The sequence below is a fragment of the Nocardia sp. bgisy118 genome, from assembly GCF_057708605.1.
This window is the reverse complement of sequence record NZ_JBYISM010000012.1, coordinates 21,575-38,667: the sequence shown is the minus strand read 5'-3', so window position 1 is coordinate 38,667 and position 17,093 is coordinate 21,575. Positions and strand designations below refer to the sequence as shown.

14 protein-coding genes are annotated in these 17,093 nt (G+C 67.4%); 7 read left to right on the top strand and 7 right to left on the bottom strand.

Annotated elements, in window-relative coordinates:
• The first annotated feature begins 12 nt into the window (after positions 1-12).
• Together AC3EO7_RS16770 and AC3EO7_RS16765 are read left to right on the top strand one after the other, a co-directional pair.
• Entirely contained in the window at positions 13-447 is a 435-nt protein-coding gene (locus tag AC3EO7_RS16770; protein WP_431970183.1) for a MarR family winged helix-turn-helix transcriptional regulator, read from the top strand.
• Positions 448-758: 311 nt separating this feature from the next.
• On the top strand, positions 759-2,084 hold the full coding sequence (locus AC3EO7_RS16765; protein WP_435591684.1) for a glycoside hydrolase family 1 protein: 1,326 nt from the start codon (positions 759-761) through the stop codon (positions 2,082-2,084).
• Positions 2,085-2,132: 48 nt separating this feature from the next.
• On the opposite strand, the gene AC3EO7_RS16760 is transcribed toward AC3EO7_RS16765, so the two are convergent.
• Both AC3EO7_RS16760 and AC3EO7_RS16755 read right to left on the bottom strand, forming a co-directional pair.
• A complete protein-coding gene (locus AC3EO7_RS16760; protein WP_435591683.1) occupies positions 2,133-3,464 on the bottom strand; it encodes a PucR family transcriptional regulator in 1,332 nt (443 codons plus the stop codon).
• 137 nt (positions 3,465-3,601) lie between these two features.
• Complete coding sequence (locus AC3EO7_RS16755) at positions 3,602-5,221, bottom strand: amidohydrolase (RefSeq protein ID WP_431970186.1); 1,620 nt, start codon at positions 5,219-5,221, stop codon at positions 3,602-3,604.
• A 203-nt stretch (positions 5,222-5,424) separates the two neighbouring features.
• On the opposite strand from AC3EO7_RS16755, the gene AC3EO7_RS16750 reads away from it, so the two are divergent.
• Complete coding sequence (locus tag AC3EO7_RS16750) at positions 5,425-6,645, top strand: cytochrome P450 (RefSeq protein WP_435591682.1); 1,221 nt, start codon at positions 5,425-5,427, stop codon at positions 6,643-6,645.
• The gene (locus AC3EO7_RS16745; RefSeq protein ID WP_435591681.1) at positions 6,642-7,205 is read left to right on the top strand and encodes a TetR/AcrR family transcriptional regulator; all 564 of its coding nucleotides are present in this window, start codon (positions 6,642-6,644) and stop codon (positions 7,203-7,205) included. The genes AC3EO7_RS16750 and AC3EO7_RS16745 overlap by 4 nt, the downstream gene beginning before the upstream one ends.
• A 77-nt stretch (positions 7,206-7,282) precedes the next feature.
• On the opposite strand, the gene ctaD is transcribed toward AC3EO7_RS16745, so the two are convergent.
• Positions 7,283-9,037, bottom strand: coding sequence for an aa3-type cytochrome oxidase subunit I (gene ctaD / locus AC3EO7_RS16740; protein ID WP_431970189.1), 1,755 nt, complete (start codon positions 9,035-9,037; stop codon positions 7,283-7,285).
• Positions 9,038-9,436: 399 nt separating this feature from the next.
• Between ctaD and AC3EO7_RS16735 the strand changes: the two genes are divergently transcribed.
• On the top strand, positions 9,437-10,171 hold the full coding sequence (locus tag AC3EO7_RS16735) for a TetR/AcrR family transcriptional regulator (RefSeq protein WP_431970190.1): 735 nt from the start codon (positions 9,437-9,439) through the stop codon (positions 10,169-10,171).
• A gap of 37 nt (positions 10,172-10,208) precedes the next feature.
• Here the strand turns inward: AC3EO7_RS16735 and AC3EO7_RS16730 are convergent, their stop codons facing one another.
• From AC3EO7_RS16730 to AC3EO7_RS16720, 3 genes are all read right to left on the bottom strand, one after another.
• Positions 10,209-11,198, bottom strand: a complete 990-nt coding sequence (locus AC3EO7_RS16730; RefSeq protein ID WP_431970191.1) for an AurF N-oxygenase family protein — start codon at positions 11,196-11,198, stop codon at positions 10,209-10,211.
• 123 nt (positions 11,199-11,321) lie between these two features.
• Positions 11,322-12,017, bottom strand: a complete 696-nt coding sequence (locus tag AC3EO7_RS16725; RefSeq protein ID WP_431970192.1) for a TetR/AcrR family transcriptional regulator — start codon at positions 12,015-12,017, stop codon at positions 11,322-11,324.
• Positions 12,018-12,054: 37 nt separating this feature from the next.
• A complete protein-coding gene (locus AC3EO7_RS16720) occupies positions 12,055-12,738 on the bottom strand; it encodes a MerR family transcriptional regulator (protein WP_431970193.1) in 684 nt (227 codons plus the stop codon).
• 100 nt (positions 12,739-12,838) lie between these two features.
• Here AC3EO7_RS16720 and AC3EO7_RS16715 point away from each other — a divergent pair, with 100 nt between their 5' ends.
• Positions 12,839-14,572 (top strand): GMC oxidoreductase, encoded by a 1,734-nt coding sequence (locus AC3EO7_RS16715; RefSeq protein WP_435591680.1) that lies wholly within the window; start codon positions 12,839-12,841, stop codon positions 14,570-14,572.
• 438 nt (positions 14,573-15,010) lie between these two features.
• Complete coding sequence (locus AC3EO7_RS16710) at positions 15,011-16,201, top strand: lipase family protein (RefSeq protein WP_435591773.1); 1,191 nt, start codon at positions 15,011-15,013, stop codon at positions 16,199-16,201.
• A gap of 129 nt (positions 16,202-16,330) precedes the next feature.
• Here AC3EO7_RS16710 and AC3EO7_RS16705 read toward each other — a convergent pair whose 3' ends face one another.
• Positions 16,331-16,951 (bottom strand): LGFP repeat-containing protein, encoded by a 621-nt coding sequence (locus AC3EO7_RS16705; protein ID WP_435591679.1) that lies wholly within the window; start codon positions 16,949-16,951, stop codon positions 16,331-16,333.
• Positions 16,952-17,093 lie beyond the last annotated feature (142 nt).

Below are 17,093 nucleotides of genomic sequence, written 5' to 3'. Positions count from 1 at the left end.
AGAATGACTCCAATGACAGGACGTCCCCGCGTCGACACGGCCCAGCTCATGGAACTGCTCTCGGTATCGCTCGGCGTCTATTACGGCGACTTCACGGTCGCGGCGGCGAGCGAGAACCTCACAGCGAGCCAGGGCAAGGCGCTGACCGTGTTGCGCCGGGGACCCGCCGCGATGCACGCCTTGGCCGACATCATGACCTGCGACGCCTCCAACATGACCGGGATCGTCGACCGGCTGGAGAAGCGCGGACTGGTGCGCCGCGAGGCCAGCGCCTCCGACCGGCGCGTCAAGAACGTCGTCCTCACCGCCGAGGGCGAGTGCGTCACCGACGCGATTCGTGCGAAGATGCGCGCCACACAAGATGGCCTGGACAGGCTCAGCGACCAGGACCGGGACTGCCTGTACGCCCTGCTGGAACGAGTTTTCATCGCCCAGCCCGCCGCCTGACCGGGAATTACCGGAATCTCCTGGCAGGGTACGACACAGCAGCGCCGTCTTGCCCGACAACCCATCGGTGGCCCACCCGAGCAACCGGCGCGGCTGCTGGCACGTCCACCGAGCTCGGGACCACGGTGTCGAGGTCACGAAGCCTGCCGCCGGTTGTGGTCGCGGCGCCGAGCCAGCTTGCCGCACAACGCAATCCTCCCCCGATGCGGTCGGGCGACCAGTTACAGTGTTCGCCGTGACCCCACCCGGCCCGGTGTCCTCGGATACCGGAGGTCTATGAGCGCCGGTCACCCGTTCGGAACAGGAGTTCGATGCGATCCCCCAGTCGCCGCCGAGTCTTGGCCATCCTCGCCGCCACCACCGCCGCGCTGCTCGTCGGCGGCAACGCGCCGGTGCAGGCCCGCCCCGCGCCGCCCACACACGTGCAGCCCTTCGGCAGCGACTTCCTGTGGGGCGTCGCCGCGTCCGGTTATCAGTCGGAAGGCCATGCGCCGGACAGCAACTGGTCGCGGTACGTCGCCGCGGGCAAGACCGAGGATCCGTACGGGAACGCCATCGACTTCTACAGCCGGTACCGGTCGGACATCGAACTCGCCGCCCAGCTGGGCGTGCGGGTGTACCGCATCGGCATCGAATGGGCGCGTCTACAGCCCCGGCCCGGCGAGTGGGACGAGGCCGGATTCCGCTTCTACGACAACGTGATCGCCGCGATCCAGGCCGCGGGCATGCGGCCGATGCTGACCATCGACCACTGGGTCTATCCGGGTTGGGAGGTCGACCGCGGCGGCTGGCGCAATCCGGCCATCGTCGAGGACTGGCTGGCCAATGCCCGGCGCGTGGTCGACCGCTACGCCGGCGCCGACCCCCTCTGGGTGACCTTCAACGAGCCGATGATGTACGTGCTCAACGAGGTGCGCCACGGCGGCCTCGGCGCTGCCGACGTACCCGCCATGCACGACCGAATCGCCCGGGCGCACAACGCCGTCTACGACCACATCCATGCCGTGCAGCCCGGCGCGATGGTGACGAGCAATGTCGCCTACATCCCCGCCGCAGAGGACCCGGTCAACAAGCCGCTCATCGACAAGATCGCCGCCAAGCTGGACTACGTCGGCATCGACTACTACTACGGCCTCTCCCCCGACAACCTCACCGGGATGACCAACTTCACCGAGCTGTGGAAGAACCCGCTGCAACCCGAGGGCATCTACTATGCGCTGCAACACTATTCGCACGCCTTCCCCGGCAAGCCGCTCTACATCGTCGAGAACGGCATGCCCACCGAGAACGGCCTGCCGCGCTGGGACGCCTACAGCCGCGCCGACAATCTGCGCGACACCGTCTACTGGCTGCAACGCGCGAAAGCCGACGGCATCGACCTGATCGGCTACAACTACTGGAGCCTCACCGACAACTACGAATGGGGTTCCTACACACCGCGTTTCGGCCTCTACACCGTCGACGTGCCGACCGACCCCACGCTGACCCGGCGCCCCACCGACGCCGTCGCGGCCTATCGCGCCATCACCGGCGAAGGCGGCGTCCCGGCCGACTACCTGCCGACACGACTGCCGAAGGAGTGCTCCTTCGTGGACGCGCTCGCCAGCTGCGCCGATCCGGTCACCATTCCCCGCTGACCTGTCCACCCCGCCGTGCGGCTCGACCGCCGCACGGCGGGCGTCCCGTCAGGAACGCCGTACGCGGGGCGACTCCGCGATGTCGTGCACCACGGCGTCCTGCTCGCCGCCGCGTTCCGCCTCGTCGTAGCCGGCGAGAGGGGGCATGGTGCCACCGGGATCTCCGCTCCGGTGCGCGCGGGCGACCAACGCAGAGCGCAGATACCACAGGCCCGAGGCCTGGGTCGGATCGAACGCGATCAGTTGACCGATCCGCTTGAGGCGGTAGTCGACGGTGTTGGTGTGCACGTGCAGCAGACGCGCGGTCCGCTGCCGGTTCAGGTTGGTGCCGATGTGCACCTGCAGGGTTTCCAGCAATTCGGGGTAGTCGTCCAGCGGATCGAGCAGCGAGCCGAGGAAGTCGCGCGCCGGGCCGGGGCGGGTGAGCTGATATTCCAGCGCCAGGTCGTTGAAGCGGTACAGACCCGACACGCTGTTCATCCGATGCACCATGTCGAGCAGTTCGTGCGCTTGGTCCGCCGCCTGCGGGATGCGGTCGGGCGCGGCCTCGACGGCGCTGGCGCGCACCGGAACCTGGGCGGCTCTGGACAGGTGGGTGATCAGTTCGTCCAGCTGCGCGTCGGCGAGGGTCGTGGTCGGAATGAGGATGGTGCCGCCGTCCACGCTCAGCAGCGAGAGGGCGCTGTCTCCGCACCGCGTGGCCAGCTCGGCCTGCAGCCTGCGCAACTTGCGACGGGCGACCACCTTGCCGTCCAGCGCGGGATTCTTCTCGTCCCGGTGCGGCGGCACCGCCAGCGCGAGCACGTGATAGGACTCGGCGATCTGGATGCCGCACTCGCGTGCCATGGTCGACGTGCTGTTGCCGCCGAGCAGCGCCGAGGTCAGCGTGTGCACGGCCGTGTGGTGTTCGCTCACCACGGCGCGTAGCTCGCGCACGTACGCCACCGAGACCGTGGTGATGATGGTGTCGAGAATGTCCATGAAGCGACGGGCCACGTTCACCAGGCTCTCGTGGTCCTGGGTGGTGGCGTTCGCCAGGATCAGATCGAAGCCGAGTTTGAAGCCCTCGTGAATGGCGTGCTGGATGGTGTCGATCGGAATGCCCTCGCGCGCCCAGCCCGCGGCCGCGGCGCCGACCCGCTCGATGTCCTCACCGCCCTCGTTGCCGTCGAGCATCTGCACGGCCAGCTCCAAGCACACCCGGGTCACGGCGGTGACGTCCCCGCTCAGCGCCTCGCCGGGCAGCGTGCCACACGGCACCACGTTCTTCACGAAGTGCCCCACCATGCGCTGGGACAGCGTCCTGGTGTCTTTGAGGTGCGTCGAGACCGGGCGGCCCGAGACGATCAGATCGGGATCGGCCATGTTGGGGGCGGTCATAGCGGGTCCTTCCGGCCGGAATTGCACAGCGATCCAACGTAACGGGAATCACGGTACGGTGGGCCGCCTCGACCAGGGATTGTGAGACTTGGGTCCGCTCCGCACGGGCATTTGTGACATGTGACAGAGGACGCGGATCAGGCTTGGAAGGTCGGCTCTCCGCCCAGGTACGTGGCGTGCACCCCGATATCGGCCAGCTGCTCCGGCCGCACCCGCCGCGGATCGTGGTCGAGGACGACCAGGTCCGCGTACTTGCCGGGGGTGAGGGAGCCGGTGATGTCGTCGGCGAACAACTGGTAGGCCGCGTCGATGGTCTGGGCGCGCAGCGCCTGATCGACGGTGATTCTTTCCTCCGGCGCAAGAACGCGTCCGCTGCGCGAAGTCCTCGTGACCGCGGCGGCCATGTTGCGCAACGGCTCCTCCTCGGTGACCGGGCAGTCGTTGTGGAACGACACGCGCATACCCGCATCGAGTGCCGATCGGGTGCGCACCCAGTTCGCACCGCGGTCGGGGCCGAACAGGTCGTCGACGAGCACGTCGCCCCAGTAGTAGACGTGGTCGACGAACAAACTGCACGTGATGCCGAGTCGCGCGGCGCGCTGGAACTGCTCCGGGGTCATCGCCCCGCAATGCTCGAGGCGCAGCCGATGATCCGGGCGCGGATATCTGGCCAGCGCGCTTTCGTACACGTCGAGGATCAGGTCCACGCCGAGATCGCCGTGCACGTGGCAGGCGATCTGCCAGCCCATCGGGTAGTACGCGCCGACGATGCTGTCCAGCTGCTCTTCGGAGTAGTTGGCGTGGCCGCGGTGATCGTGGCCGAGTCCGAGCGCGGCGGTGGCCGGTGTGTTCAAGTACGGGAACGAGGTGTCGATGTTGCCGACCCACGGCGACCCGTCGACCCAGATCTTGATCCCGATCTGCCGGAACATGTCATCGCCGTTGTCCAGCGGACAGTACGTCTCCCCCGCCGGATCGGCCATCTCGTAGGCGCGCATGCGCACCTTGGCCCGCTGCTGTTGGTAGAGCGCGCTGGTCAACGGCCGCATCTGCTGGGCGAAAGCCATGTCGCTGCACAGCGTGACGCCGCGCGCGGCGAGGTCGGCGTGTTCGCGGGCGAGCAGGTCCGGGCCCACTAGCTGGTCGGCGAGGATGGGCCCGATGACCGACAGCACCGCGGGCGCTTCGTAGACCTTCCCGGTCATGTGACCGTAGTCGTCCCGCGCGTAGTGACCGCCCGCCGGATCGGGCAGGTCGTCGGAGAGACCGGCGAATCGCATGGCGGCGCCGTTCGCCCACGCCAGGTGTCCGGAGTTCTGCCAGATCACGATCGGCCGGTCCGGCCCGAGCTCGTCCAGCCAGGCCCTGGTCGGCTCGGGAAAACCCGTCTGCAGCAAGACATCCAGGCCGTAGAAGATCAACGGACGCCCGGCGGGAGCCGTGGCGACGGTGCGCAGGATCTGGGCGTGCGCGTCCTCCGCGCTGGGACAGGTGGTGACCGGGCGAATGTCGATCACGGTGTCGGAGTAGAGCATCTGGTCCTGGGTCGGATGAGTGTGCGCCTCCACGAATCCCGGCATCAGGCAACGATCCCCCAGATCGACCACCTCGGTGCCCGGCCCGAGCATCGCCAGGACCTCCGCTCCGCCGACCGCGGCGATCCGTCCGCGGGACACGGCGAGCGCGCGGGCGCCCTCGTGCTCGGGATCCATCGCGAGGATCGCGCCGCCGGTGAAGATCAGGTCGGCTGTGCTCATCGGAACCTCCGTGGATGCGGTCGGGCCGGCGGACGAGCTCAGCCACTCGATTGCGAAGAGTTTGCGCAGACGACGATAACAGCTGGTGTCGCTGTTTCGTGTGCACAAATGGGGTTTGCCGATGCCCGTCCGGGCCTCGATCCGGCAACCATTTACTGAAACATGTTCTAGACAAAGGCAAACATTCGTCTTACGGTCGAGATATGCAGACAGCTTTGTCACATACAGGCGGGTTCGTCCTCCGGTCCGGCGACACCTGGCGCGATCCCTGGCCGATGTACGCCGCGCTGCGCGACCACGATCCGGTCCACCGCGTGATCCCGGCCGACCATCCCGACGAGGACTACTACGTGCTGTCTCGCTTCGGTGACGTCTACGACGCGGTGCGTGACGCGCAGACCTTCTCCTCCGCCTCGGGCATCACGGTCGACTACCACGATCTGGAGAAGATCGGACTGGGCGAGAACAAGCCGTTCGTGTTCACCGACGCCCCCGACCACACGATCTTCCGTCGCCGGGTGGCCAAGGGATTCACCCCACGTCAGGTCGAGGAGATCCGGCCCGCGGTACGGCGATTCGTGGTCGAGCGCATCGAGCGGCTGCGCGAGGCGGGCGGCGGCGACATCTCCGTCGAACTGTTCAAGCCGCTGCCGACTATGGTGGTGGCGCACTATCTCGGTGTGCCCGAGGCCGAGCGGGCGAAGTTCGACGAATGGACCGACAGCATCGTGGCCGCCTCGGCGACCGGCAACGTCTACTCGGCGCAGGCCGCCGTCGGCGAGCTCACCCAGTACTTCACCGCGATGATCGAACGCCGCCGCCTGGAACCGGCCGACGACACCGTCACCCACCTGGTGGCCTCCGGTCTCGGCGAACCCGACGACATTCCCGGCATCCTGCAGATCATCGGCTTCGCGTTCACCATGATCACCGGCGGCAACGACACCACCACCGGCAATCTCGGCGGCGCGGTGCAATTGCTCACCACGCATCGCGACCAGCGCAGGCGCCTCATCGAGGACCCGACCCTGATTCCCGGTTCGGTCGACGAATTCCTGCGGCTCACCTCTCCGGTGCAGAACATGGCGCGCACCGTGACCAGGGACGTGGAGATCGAGGGCGTCACCATCCCCGCGGGCAGGCGGGCGCTGCTGCTCTATGCCTCCGCCAACCGCGACGAACGCGAATTCGGCTCGGACGCCGCGGAATTGGATGTCACCCGCAGACCGAAGACCATTCTCACCTTCGGCCACGGCAACCACCACTGCCTCGGCGCGGCGGCCGCCCGCATGCAGGCCACCATCGCGCTGCAGGAGCTGCTCGCCCGCTGCCCGGACTTCACCGTCGACCTCGACGGTGTCCGATACGCGGAGGGCAACTACGTACGGTGGCCGGTGCACGTTCCGTTCGTGGCGAACGCATGAGTGCCGACTGGCTGGCCGAGGCGCGCACCGAACTGGCCGCGCAGCGAATCCTCGATGCCGCGGCGCGCCTGTTCGCCGACCGGGGCGTCGCCGAGACCCAGATGGGCGATATCGCCAAGGCGGCCGGGTGTTCCCGCGCGACGGTCTACCGCTACTTCGAGAACCGGCGCGCGGTGCGGCTGGCCTTCGTCCACCGGGAGGCGCGCCGCATCGGCGCAACGGTGGTCGCCGAGGTCGACGGGATCGCCGATCCGGGCGAGCGGATCGTGACGGCGGTGCTCACCGCGGTGCGCGCGGTGCGCGCCGACCCGCTGCTCATCGCCTGGTTCCGGCCCGCCGACGCGGGACTCGCCGTGGAGATCGGGCAGTCCTCGCAGGTCATCGTGGCGCTCGCGGCCGCGTTCCTGCCGGATTCGATTGCCGGGGAACGAGATCGGGCGCAGCTGGCGCGCTGGCTGACGCGGCTGATCGTCTCGCTGCTCACCGTCCCCGGTATCGACGACGCCGACGAACGCGCGATGCTGGAACACTTCGTCGCACCGCTGTTCACCCGCGCCTGACCGCAACACAGCCGAAGGCCGCGGACACCGAAGCTGTTGTCACAGAACGGTGTCCGCGGCCTTCGCGAGCGACGCGCCTAAGGCTCCCGGTCGGCCGCCGTCGCGGCCGGTTCGCTGACGGCTTGGCCGTGCCGCGGCGCGCCCCAGCCCACGTGCGCTTCGGCGCGCATGCGGTCGACCATGTGCGGGTAGTGCAGTTCGAATGCCGGTCGCTCCGACCGGATCCGGGGCAGTTCGTAGAAGTTGTGTCGCGGCGGCGGGCAGGTGGTGGCCCACTCCAGCGAATTGCCGTAGCCCCACGGGTCGTCCACCGTGACGGGCTCACCGTACCGCGCGCTCCTGAAGACGTTCCAGATGAAGGGCAGCAGCGAGGCTCCCAGGATGAACGAGCCGATGGTGGAGATGGTGTTCAGCCCGGTGAAACCGTCGGAGGGCAGGTAGTCGGCGTAGCGACGCGGGAAGCCCTCCGCACCGAGCCAGTGCTGCACCAGGAAGGTGGTGTGGAAGCCGATGAACGTGGTCCAGAAGTGCCACTTGCCGAGCCGCTCGTCGAGCATGCGGCCGGTCATCTTCGGGAACCAGAAGTAGATGCCCGCGTACGTGGCGAACGCGATGGTGCCGAAGAGCACGTAGTGGAAGTGCGCGACCACGAAGTACGAGTCGGACACGTGGAAGTCCAGCGGCGGGCTGGCCAGGATCACGCCGGACAGACCGCCGAACAGGAACGTGACGATGAAGCCCACCGAGAAGAGCATGGGCGTTTCGAAGGTCAGCTGACCACGCCACATCGTGCCGATCCAGTTGAAGAACTTCACGCCGGTCGGCACCGCGATGAGGAAGGTCATGAACGAGAAGAACGGCAGCAGCACCGCGCCGGTGGCGAACATGTGGTGCGCCCACACCGCGACCGAGAGCGCGGCGATGGCCAGCGTCGCGTAGACCAGCGTGGTGTAGCCGAAGATCGGTTTACGCGAGAAGACCGGGAAGATCTCCGAGACGATGCCGAAGAACGGCAGCGCGATGATGTAGACCTCGGGGTGCCCGAAGTACCAGAACAGGTGCTGATACAGGATGACGCCGCCGGTGGCCGGGTCGTAGATGTGGCCGCCGAGGTGGCGATCGTAGGCGATAGCGAACAGCGCGGCGGTCAGGACCGGGAACGCGAGCAGGATCAGCACGCTGGTGACGACGATGTTCCAGGTGAAGATCGGCAGCCGGAACATGGTCATGCCCGGTGCGCGGAGAACGACCACGGTGGTGATCATGTTGACCCCGCCGAGGATGGTTCCCAGACCGGAGACGGCCAGGCCGAGGATCCACAAATCGCCGCCGACGCCCGGCGAGTGCATGATGTCGCTGAGCGGCTGGTACGCGGTCCAGCCGAAATCGGCCGCGCCGCCCGGCGTCACGAAACCCGCGGTCGCCATGGTCGCGCCGAACAGGTACAGCCAGTAGCTCAAGGCGTTCAGGCGCGGGAAGGCGACGTCCGGCGCGCCGATCTGTAGTGGCAGCACGATATTGGCGAACGCGAACACCACGGCCGTCGCGTAGAACAGCAGCATGATCGTGCCGTGCATGGTGAACAGCTGATTGAACTGCTCGGTGGACAGGAACTGCATACCCGGCCGGGCCAGTTCGCCGCGCATGAGCAGCGCCATCAGTCCGCCGATCATGAAGAACGACATCGACGTGACCAAGTACATCTGGCCGAGCACCTTCGGGTCGGTCGTGGTGACCAACTTCAAGATGAACGAGCCCTTCGGTCCCACCCGACTCGGGTACGGCCGGACGGCCTCGAGTTCCGGCTCCGGCCTGGGAGCTACGGCAGTCACCACATCCTCCTCGCGCATCAGATTCCGGTCCGTAGCACGTGTCGCCGCTGCGGATCCCCACGGTCGAACGACGGCGAGCATACGCCGGGCGATTCCGCAAGAGTGGAGTTTCGTCCACTTGTTGCCGTGTCGTTGTGCGTCGCACGACCAGCGAAAGTGTGAACCGAACCCATTTTCGTCGAGCGGCCGCCGCACGCTTCTCCGCCGCGACACACCGCGCCGACCGTGATCCGCCCCTCGAGCCGACGTCGCTCGGTTAGTGTCGGGACGTCATGACCGCCGGGCTCGGTGCCCTAGCGACACCACCCTGCGGGTCCGGCGGTCATGCACCACTCGTCCCCCGCGGCCTCGGAATCGACAACGCCGCCCCGGGTCTCGCCCGTGCTCTAGACTCGAGCCGTGCCGACGTCCTCGTCACCCGCCCCGCAGCCGACCGGTGGCAGGCAGGCGCGCTGGCAGCCGCACAACGATCGGCGGCGCGAGCGCATCGTGACGGCCTTGATCGAGCTGATCGAGGAGACGCCGATGGGCGTCGAGGTGCCCATGCAGCAGATCACCGAGCGCTCCGGATTGTCGAAATCGGTTGTCTACCGCCAGTTCTCGGGGCGCGACGAACTCGACCGGCGTACCAGGACCGCGATCGGCGATCGGTTCACCGACGACATCGACACCGCGCTCGACATCTCCGACGGCTCCATCCGTGCGATCCTGCGCCGCACCATCGCGGCGGTCGTGGACTGGATCGACCGGCACGCGCGTCTCTACGACTTCCTGCGCCATGGCCCCGCCCTCGGCGACCCCGACGATGTAGACGCCGTGAGCAGCCTCGAAGACCGGATCGCGGGCCGCACCCGCCAGCTCGTGTCCGGTCTGGCCGGAGTTGTCGGCGTGGTGGACGAGGCGGCCGCGGACACGATGACTTTCGCCATCGTGTCCATGACGGAAGCCACCGTGTCGCGCTGGGCGCGCGATCCGGACCGTGCCATGGGCCGCGACGAGCTCGTCGCCGAACTCGCCGGTTACGCCTGGAGCGTGCTCGACGGAGTGGCGCGGGCACACCGGATCACCCTGGATCCCGACGAACCGCTGCTCGCCGCGCTCGCGCGGCTGTCGAGCGTCGACACCGCGCCCTGAGCCGCTGCCCTTCGCGGAAGGGGCGCGTGAAAAGTGCTCAGGCGATGCGGCGTTCGGGTTCGCTGCGGTAGCGCGCGGCGTCGCCGTCGATGTGCAGCATCGACCACACCCGCTTGGTGACCGGGTTCATCAGCCCCAGTTCGCCCGCCAGCTTGCGGATGTCGCCGAAGTAGCCGGACAGGATCCGGCGCGACTGCGGCCCCTGCCAGAACGCCTCGCGGAACACCTCGCGCGGGACGTCGAACTGCCTGGCGAACGAGCGCGACGGCACCATGATCTCCCCGGCCAGCCAGCGCATGGCCAGCGGAAACGCCAAGGCGCACACAGCCTTACCCGCCGGGCTCATCCGTTCGATGTGTGCCTTCAGGAACTCGTTGGCGAAGGAGATGTGCCGCGCCTCCTCGGCGATGTGAATCTCCATGGTGCGCAGCACGGCGGGCGGGATGTTGCCGCCGTCGCGGATGATCGCCTTCTGGTAGTGGTCGATCGGTTCCTCACCGCCGAGAATGCCGATGAACAGGATGACGTGCGCGTAGCCGCCCGCCACGCCGATCAACGGGGACAGCGCGCGGAAGATCGGCCGCATGCCGGGCACGTCGTCACCGATCCGGTTGACCAGCTCCTGGAACATCTGGATGTGGTTGCACTCTTCGGTCATCTCGTGCAGGCAGTAACGGAATTCAGGAGAGCCGTTGGGCAGCTTCATGATGTACTGCATCATCCCGCGGATCAGCACGCTCTCGAAGGCCGCGCCCACCTTGATCACGTTCGCGGTCCGCCAGCGGCCGATCTCGATCTGCCGCTCCCGCGGCAGGTTCCGGTACCAGTCGGTCGCGCCGAGCGGATCGAACTCCGGGGACAGGATCCACCGGGGATCGTCCTTGTCGATCGCGAACTCCGGTCCGTCCCAGTCGATGTCCAGGTACGGGTCGAATTTCCGGTGCACCGAACCCTCCGACAGGGTGTCCAGCGTCTCCCAGTACTCCCGATCGAACAGTCCGGTACGAACCGATTCGGACAGCGTCATCGATGCCTCCTCGCTCCTGCCGACGCTCGGCGCCGGCACTGCGCACGCTCCTCGCGTGGTGTGATCCAGAATATATGGGACTGGCGGTCCCACACAATGGGGCGGGTGAGGTTCGTCCGGAGGTCAGTCGCGGAAACCCAGCAGATCCAGCAGGTTGTCCAGCATCAGTTCGAACAGTTCGGCGCGGTCGGCGAAGGTGTCGCGCCCGTACATGTCGAACACGTCGAAGCTCACCGCGCCGAACAGCGCACTCCAGACCGAGACGCCGCGCGCCACCAACCAGTCCGGCACGTCCAAGCCGAATTCGTCGCGGACGGCCGCGAAACTGCCCGCCAGCGCGGTGGACACCCGCACCGGCCGGGCGGGCTCCACCAAGCGGCCAGCCCGGTAGGCGTCGGCGAAGACGTGCAGCAGGGTGGCGATCACCCGCACGCCCGGGTCGACGGTCTGCTCGGCGGGCGCTTCGTAGCCCGGCACCGGCGAGCCGAAAAGCAGTCCGTACCAAGCGGGTTCGGCCAGTGCCCAGGCGCGTACGGCGCGGCCCGCCACGCGCAGCCGCTCGGCCGGATCGTCGGGCGCGTCGATCAGGGCGGTGTCCACCGCGTCGCCGAGCGCGTTGTAGCCGTCCACCACGAGCAGGGTCAGCAGCTCGTCGCGGCTGCGCACGTACCGGTACACCGCCGAGGACACGACGCCGAGATCACGAGCCACCGCCCGCAGGGACAGCGCCGCGGCGCCGTGCGTGGCGAGGTGTTCGCGGCCGATCCGCTTGATGTCCTCCATCGTCTGGGCCCTTGCCCTGGCGCGCGGCGTGGTCATGGCAGCCACTTTAGAGTGAACACTGCTCGCGGTTTCGTCAGCCGTCCAGTTCACGGACCGCGCGCTCGATCTCGTCGGCCAGGGTCGCGCCGCCGACCTCCCAGGCGGCGGCCCGGAAGCGCTCACGGAACCGGCTCAGGTCGGTGCCGATGCCCTCGCCGCCGTAGCTCGTCGCGGCGGCGTCGCGGAAGGTGCGCACCATCTCGTCGGCCAGCTCCGCGATCCTGGCGCGGATGAGTTTGCGCAGCGCGCCGGCGAGTGTGATGTCGGTGCCGACGTCGTAGAGGATCAGCGCGCCCTTGAGCATCGGCTGGTCGGGGATCCGCCAGCCGTCCTCACATCGTTCGACGTACTGCGCGGCGATGAGCTCGTCGAGGACGTCGGCTCGGCGATCGCCGAGCAGCGACGACAGTTCGTCGTCGTCGATGACGACCGACTGGTCCGCCGCGCCCGCGTACCTCGGATCGAGCACCGAACGCCAGTCGGCGTTGGCGCCGCGCTGAGCTTCGGCGTCGAACACCTCGCGGATCGCTTCCAGGCGCAACCCGCGCGCCTGCATACCGGAGATGTCGCGCAACCGATCCAGATGCTCGTCGGTGTACACCGCCTCCTTGCCCGCGCGACCGGGTTTCGGCAGCACACCGAGCGAGTGGTAGTAGCGGATGGTGCGCGCCGGTACGCCGCTGAGGTCGGCCAGCTGGACTCGGCTGTATCGGGACACGCGAATCAGCATAGAGACCCCGCCGATCCTTCGTTGACAGCTCCTACTGTCCGCATTAGCGTAACGCGGGTCACTGCCGACAAACCGAGGAGTTCCGCGCATGTCCCAGCGAGCAACCGACTTCGATGTACTCATCGTCGGTTCCGGTTTCGGGGGCAGCGTCACCGCGCTGCGCCTGGTGGAGAAGGGCTACAAGGTCGGCGTGCTCGAGGCGGGTCAGCGCTTCGCCGACGACGAGCTGCCCAAGACCAGCTGGGACCTGCGCAAATTCCTCTGGGCGCCCGCGCTCGGCTGCTACGGCATCCAGCGCATCCACCTGCTGCGCGATGTGCTGATTCTCGGCGGCGCGGGCGTCGGCGGCGGTTCACTCAACTACGCCAACACCCTCTACGTCCCGCCGGAGCCGTTCTTCCAGGACCCGCAGTGGCGCGACATGACGGACTGGCGCGCGGAGCTGACGCCCTACTACGAGCAGGCCCAGAAGATGCTCGGCGTGGTGCGCAACCCGCACATGACACCGGCGGACGAGATCTTCAAGAAGGTCGCCGAGGACATGGGTGTCGGCGACACCTTCGTGCAGACCCCCGTCGGCGTGTTCTTCGGCGAACCGGGCAAGACGGTGGCCGACCCGTACTTCGGCGGCGTCGGACCCGAGCGCACCGGCTGCGTGGAATGCGGCGACTGCATGGTGGGCTGCAAGTACGGCGCCAAGAACACCCTCGTGAAGAACTACCTCTACCTGGCCGAGCAGGCGGGCGCCGAGGTCGTCCCGATGACCACGGTGACCGCGCTGCGGCCGCTGCCCGACGGCACCTGGGACGTCGCGACCAAGCGCACCGGCGCACTGGTTCGCAAGCAGCCCAAGACTTACACCGCCGCGCACGTGGTGCTCGCCGCGGGCACCCGGGGCACCCAGAAGCTGCTGTTCGACATGCGCGACAAGGGCGTGCTGCCCGGCCTTTCCGATCGTCTGGGCGTGCTGACCCGCACCAACTCCGAGTCGATCGTCGGTGCGGCGACCAGGAAGGTCACCCCCGGCGTCGACTTCACCAAAGGCGTGGCGATCACGTCCTCGATCCACCCGACGCCGGACACCCACATCGAACCCGTCCGCTACGGCAAGGGTTCCAACTCGATGGGCCTGTTGCAGACGCTGATGGTGGACGGCGGCGGCCGCATCCCGCGCTGGCTGCGGTTCGTGCTGCTGATACTGCGCCACCCGATGCAGCTGCTGCAGTTCCTGAGCACCAAGAACTGGAGTGAGCGCACCATCATCTCGCTGGTGATGCAGCACCTGGACAACTCGATCACCACCTACACCAAGCGCGGCCTGTTCGGGCGCAAGCTGACCTCGAAACAGGGCCACGGCGAGCCGAATCCGACATGGATCCCGGTCGGCAACGAGGTGACCCGCAAGGTGGCCGACGAGATCGGCGGCATCGCGGGAGGTAGTTGGGGTGAGATCTTCAACGTCCCGCTCACCGCGCATTTCCTCGGCGGCGCCACCATCGGCGCGGACCCGGCGCACGGCGTCATCGACGGCTACCACCGCGTCTTCGGCTACCCGACGCTGAGCGTGGTGGACGGCGCCGCGGTCTCCGCGAATCTCGGCGTGAACCCGTCGCTGACGATCACGGCGCAGGCCGAGCGCGCGGCCGCCTTCTGGCCCAACAAGGGCGAGGTGGATTCCAGGCCCCCGCAAAGCGCCGGATACCAGCGCATTTCGCCGACCGCCCCGGCCAAGCCCACGGTCCCGGCCGGCGCACCCGCCGCGCTCGTACTGCCGATCACGCCGGTGCGCCCCGCCGATCAGGAGGCGCCGGCGGCGGGGTGACCGCGACCGGATGACGGATCCAGCGGCCCATGGCCATTCGGCCACGGGCCGCTGTGCCGTCGGGTGAGATAGCTCTGCGATCGCCCAGATACTGATCGAGACGACACCCGCCGATCGAGATGCAGGCGCAGGACGGATCATAATCTGCGGCCGCTGGCCGCGCTTGTGTCCAGAGATCTCCTCCCTCAGGCGAAACAGCAGCTAGAAAGCTGACTCTCGGTCGCTTTCTACGACTTCTCCACCTAGATCAGCACCTTCGGAGTCGATTCGGGACATGCACGCCGAGACTTCGGCTTACCCTTTGACGTGTCGCTGAGTATTTGCTGATATAGCATTCGGATTGAAGATTGCTGGTCGACGAAATCCGCGCACTATTCGTGGAGGTCAACGCTCGTGACTCGTCCGTTTCTTCGTTTTCTCGGCGCCAAGCGCAACCGTGTGACCGACGTACTCGGCGCACTCGGAGGTTCAGCACTCGGGCTGCTGCTCGTCGCGACAGCAACCGCGGCACCGTTGTATCCGCGGCCCGATCCCGACCCGTTCTACGCCGCGCCGCCAGATCTGGCGGCGCACAGACCCGGTGACGTGCTCGAAGTCCGGGAGATGCCGCCGCTGCTGCTCTTTCCCGGCGCCACCGTGCGGCTGGTCGAATTCCGGTCCAGCGACTCGCACGGCGCACCGATCGCGGCGACCACCACGATCGTCACGCCCGCGGGCCACCGGCCCGACGCGCCGCTGCTGTCATATCAGCACTTCATCAATTCGCTCGGCACCGACTGTGCCGTATCGCGCAAGCTGTACACCGGCGATCTGAATCTGACGACCACGGCGCCGTTCCTGAACGTGTTTCTGCAGCAGGGCTGGAGTATCGCGCTGCCGGATCATCTCGGGCCGCAGTTCGCCCTCGGAGCCGCCCGGCTGGGTGGTCAAATCACCTTGGACGGCATCCGTGCGGCCAAACGACTACCCGAGCTCGCCCTGCACGACAGTCCCGTGGTGATGGCCGGTTACTCCGGCGGAGGCATCGCCAGCTCGTGGGCGGCGGCGCTGCAACCGTCGTACGCGCCGGAGCTGGCACTCGCGGGCGCGGCCATCGGCGGCGTTCCGATGAACCTGGTGACCATGGCGGAGGCGGTGCGCGACGGTTCGCATCCGGCCTTCGGACTGGTGATGGCGGTGGCGATGGGTCTGGAACGGGAGTATCCGGACCAGGTGGCGCTCACCTCGTACCTCAATCCACGCGGTCTCGCGGTCCGCGACGCCCTGGCCAACAGCTGCACCAACGAACTCCTCGCCATAGGCGCCAACACCGGTGTCCGCGACTACGTCGCCAACACCTCGGTGTTCGACAGCCCGGAAGCCCGGGCGGTGGTGGAGCAGAACAGCCTGGAGCTCTACCCCGGGGTGCCGCAGATACCGATGTTCGAATGGCATTCGCCGACCGACCCGCTGATTCCGATCGACGCCATCGTCAACACCGACAGCCGCTGGTGCGGGGCCGGGGTGCCGTTGCAGACTTTGCGAGTGTCCGCGCCCGAACACCTGTCCGCCGCGATGATCGGCGCACCCCAGGTGCTGGACTGGCTCGGCGCCCGGGTTCGTGGTGAGCCCGCGCCCAGCAACTGCTGACGCAGCGACGGTTCGAGGCCGGCGGCGCCCACGAAGGGTCAGCCGCCGGCCATTGGCCCGACGAGGGCGAGATGAACATGCCGCCATCGCACATCCTGAGCAACCGCGCGGTCCACGCGTCGTGAATGGTCAGAACGAGTCTGCCGACACATCCATGTCGTTCGGCGGATCGCCGAGCAGGACGAATGTCTGACCATCCTCTAACCGAATCTCGCCGCCTTCGAACTTTTGAAAGAAGCGCCCCGGCGCATCACCTGCCTGCTGGTCGGTGGACGGGAAGCCCAGATCCCCGCTCTCGCTTCCTTTGTCTTGGTAGGCAATGAAAATGGGTCCCGACACCTCGAAAGTGCCCAACCCCTTCTTGAACCAAAGGCCGCTCAGAATTCCGGGTATTCCGCCCCCGGAACGCAGCCGCATTGCTCCCTTGGTCCCGATGATGGGTAACGTCGGCGAATCGTGTTCGCGGCCGGTCGCATTACGCACTTCGACTGCCTTTCCGGCCAGCTTCGCGTCACACAGATCGAAGAGGACGCAATGGCGATCGAGTTTCGCGAGCGTGCGGGGTCCCGTGAGTCCATCGATGAAACCGTTCGGGTCACCGGGCGGAAAACGGATGTCGTAATGCGTCTTGTAGGCCTTCACCGTCTTCGTCGTCAGCGGCCCGTAAGTACCGATGACGAACTGGGACCGGTCGGACACGGGTGTGTCGATCCGCTGCGTCCAGGTCAGATCGAACAACGCTTGCTGCACCTACTTGACGCTCTCCGGCGGGCTACCCGCCTGAAGCTTCTTGGTGCCGGTATCCGGATCGTTGAGAATCTCTTCCAGCAGCGCGTCCTCGTCGAAACGCCCTGATACAAAGCTTGCCATCATTTCCTCCGCTCGTCGCGAC

What these genes read in the sequence shown, in the direction of transcription:
- AC3EO7_RS16770 (WP_431970183.1), top strand. Translation starts at nt 13, where the DNA reads ATGACAGGACGTCCCCGCGTCGACACGGCCCAGCTCATGGAACTGCTC.
- AC3EO7_RS16765 (WP_435591684.1), top strand. Translation starts at nt 759, where the DNA reads ATGCGATCCCCCAGTCGCCGCCGAGTCTTGGCCATCCTCGCCGCCACC.
- AC3EO7_RS16760 (WP_435591683.1), bottom strand. Translation starts at nt 3,464, where the DNA reads ATGACCGCCCCCAACATGGCCGATCCCGATCTGATCGTCTCGGGCCGC.
- AC3EO7_RS16755 (WP_431970186.1), bottom strand. Translation starts at nt 5,221, where the DNA reads ATGAGCACAGCCGACCTGATCTTCACCGGCGGCGCGATCCTCGCGATG.
- AC3EO7_RS16750 (WP_435591682.1), top strand. Translation starts at nt 5,425, where the DNA reads ATGCAGACAGCTTTGTCACATACAGGCGGGTTCGTCCTCCGGTCCGGC.
- AC3EO7_RS16745 (WP_435591681.1), top strand. Translation starts at nt 6,642, where the DNA reads ATGAGTGCCGACTGGCTGGCCGAGGCGCGCACCGAACTGGCCGCGCAG.
- AC3EO7_RS16730 (WP_431970191.1), bottom strand. Translation starts at nt 11,198, where the DNA reads ATGACGCTGTCCGAATCGGTTCGTACCGGACTGTTCGATCGGGAGTAC.
- AC3EO7_RS16725 (WP_431970192.1), bottom strand. Translation starts at nt 12,017, where the DNA reads ATGACCACGCCGCGCGCCAGGGCAAGGGCCCAGACGATGGAGGACATC.
- AC3EO7_RS16715 (WP_435591680.1), top strand. Translation starts at nt 12,839, where the DNA reads ATGTCCCAGCGAGCAACCGACTTCGATGTACTCATCGTCGGTTCCGGT.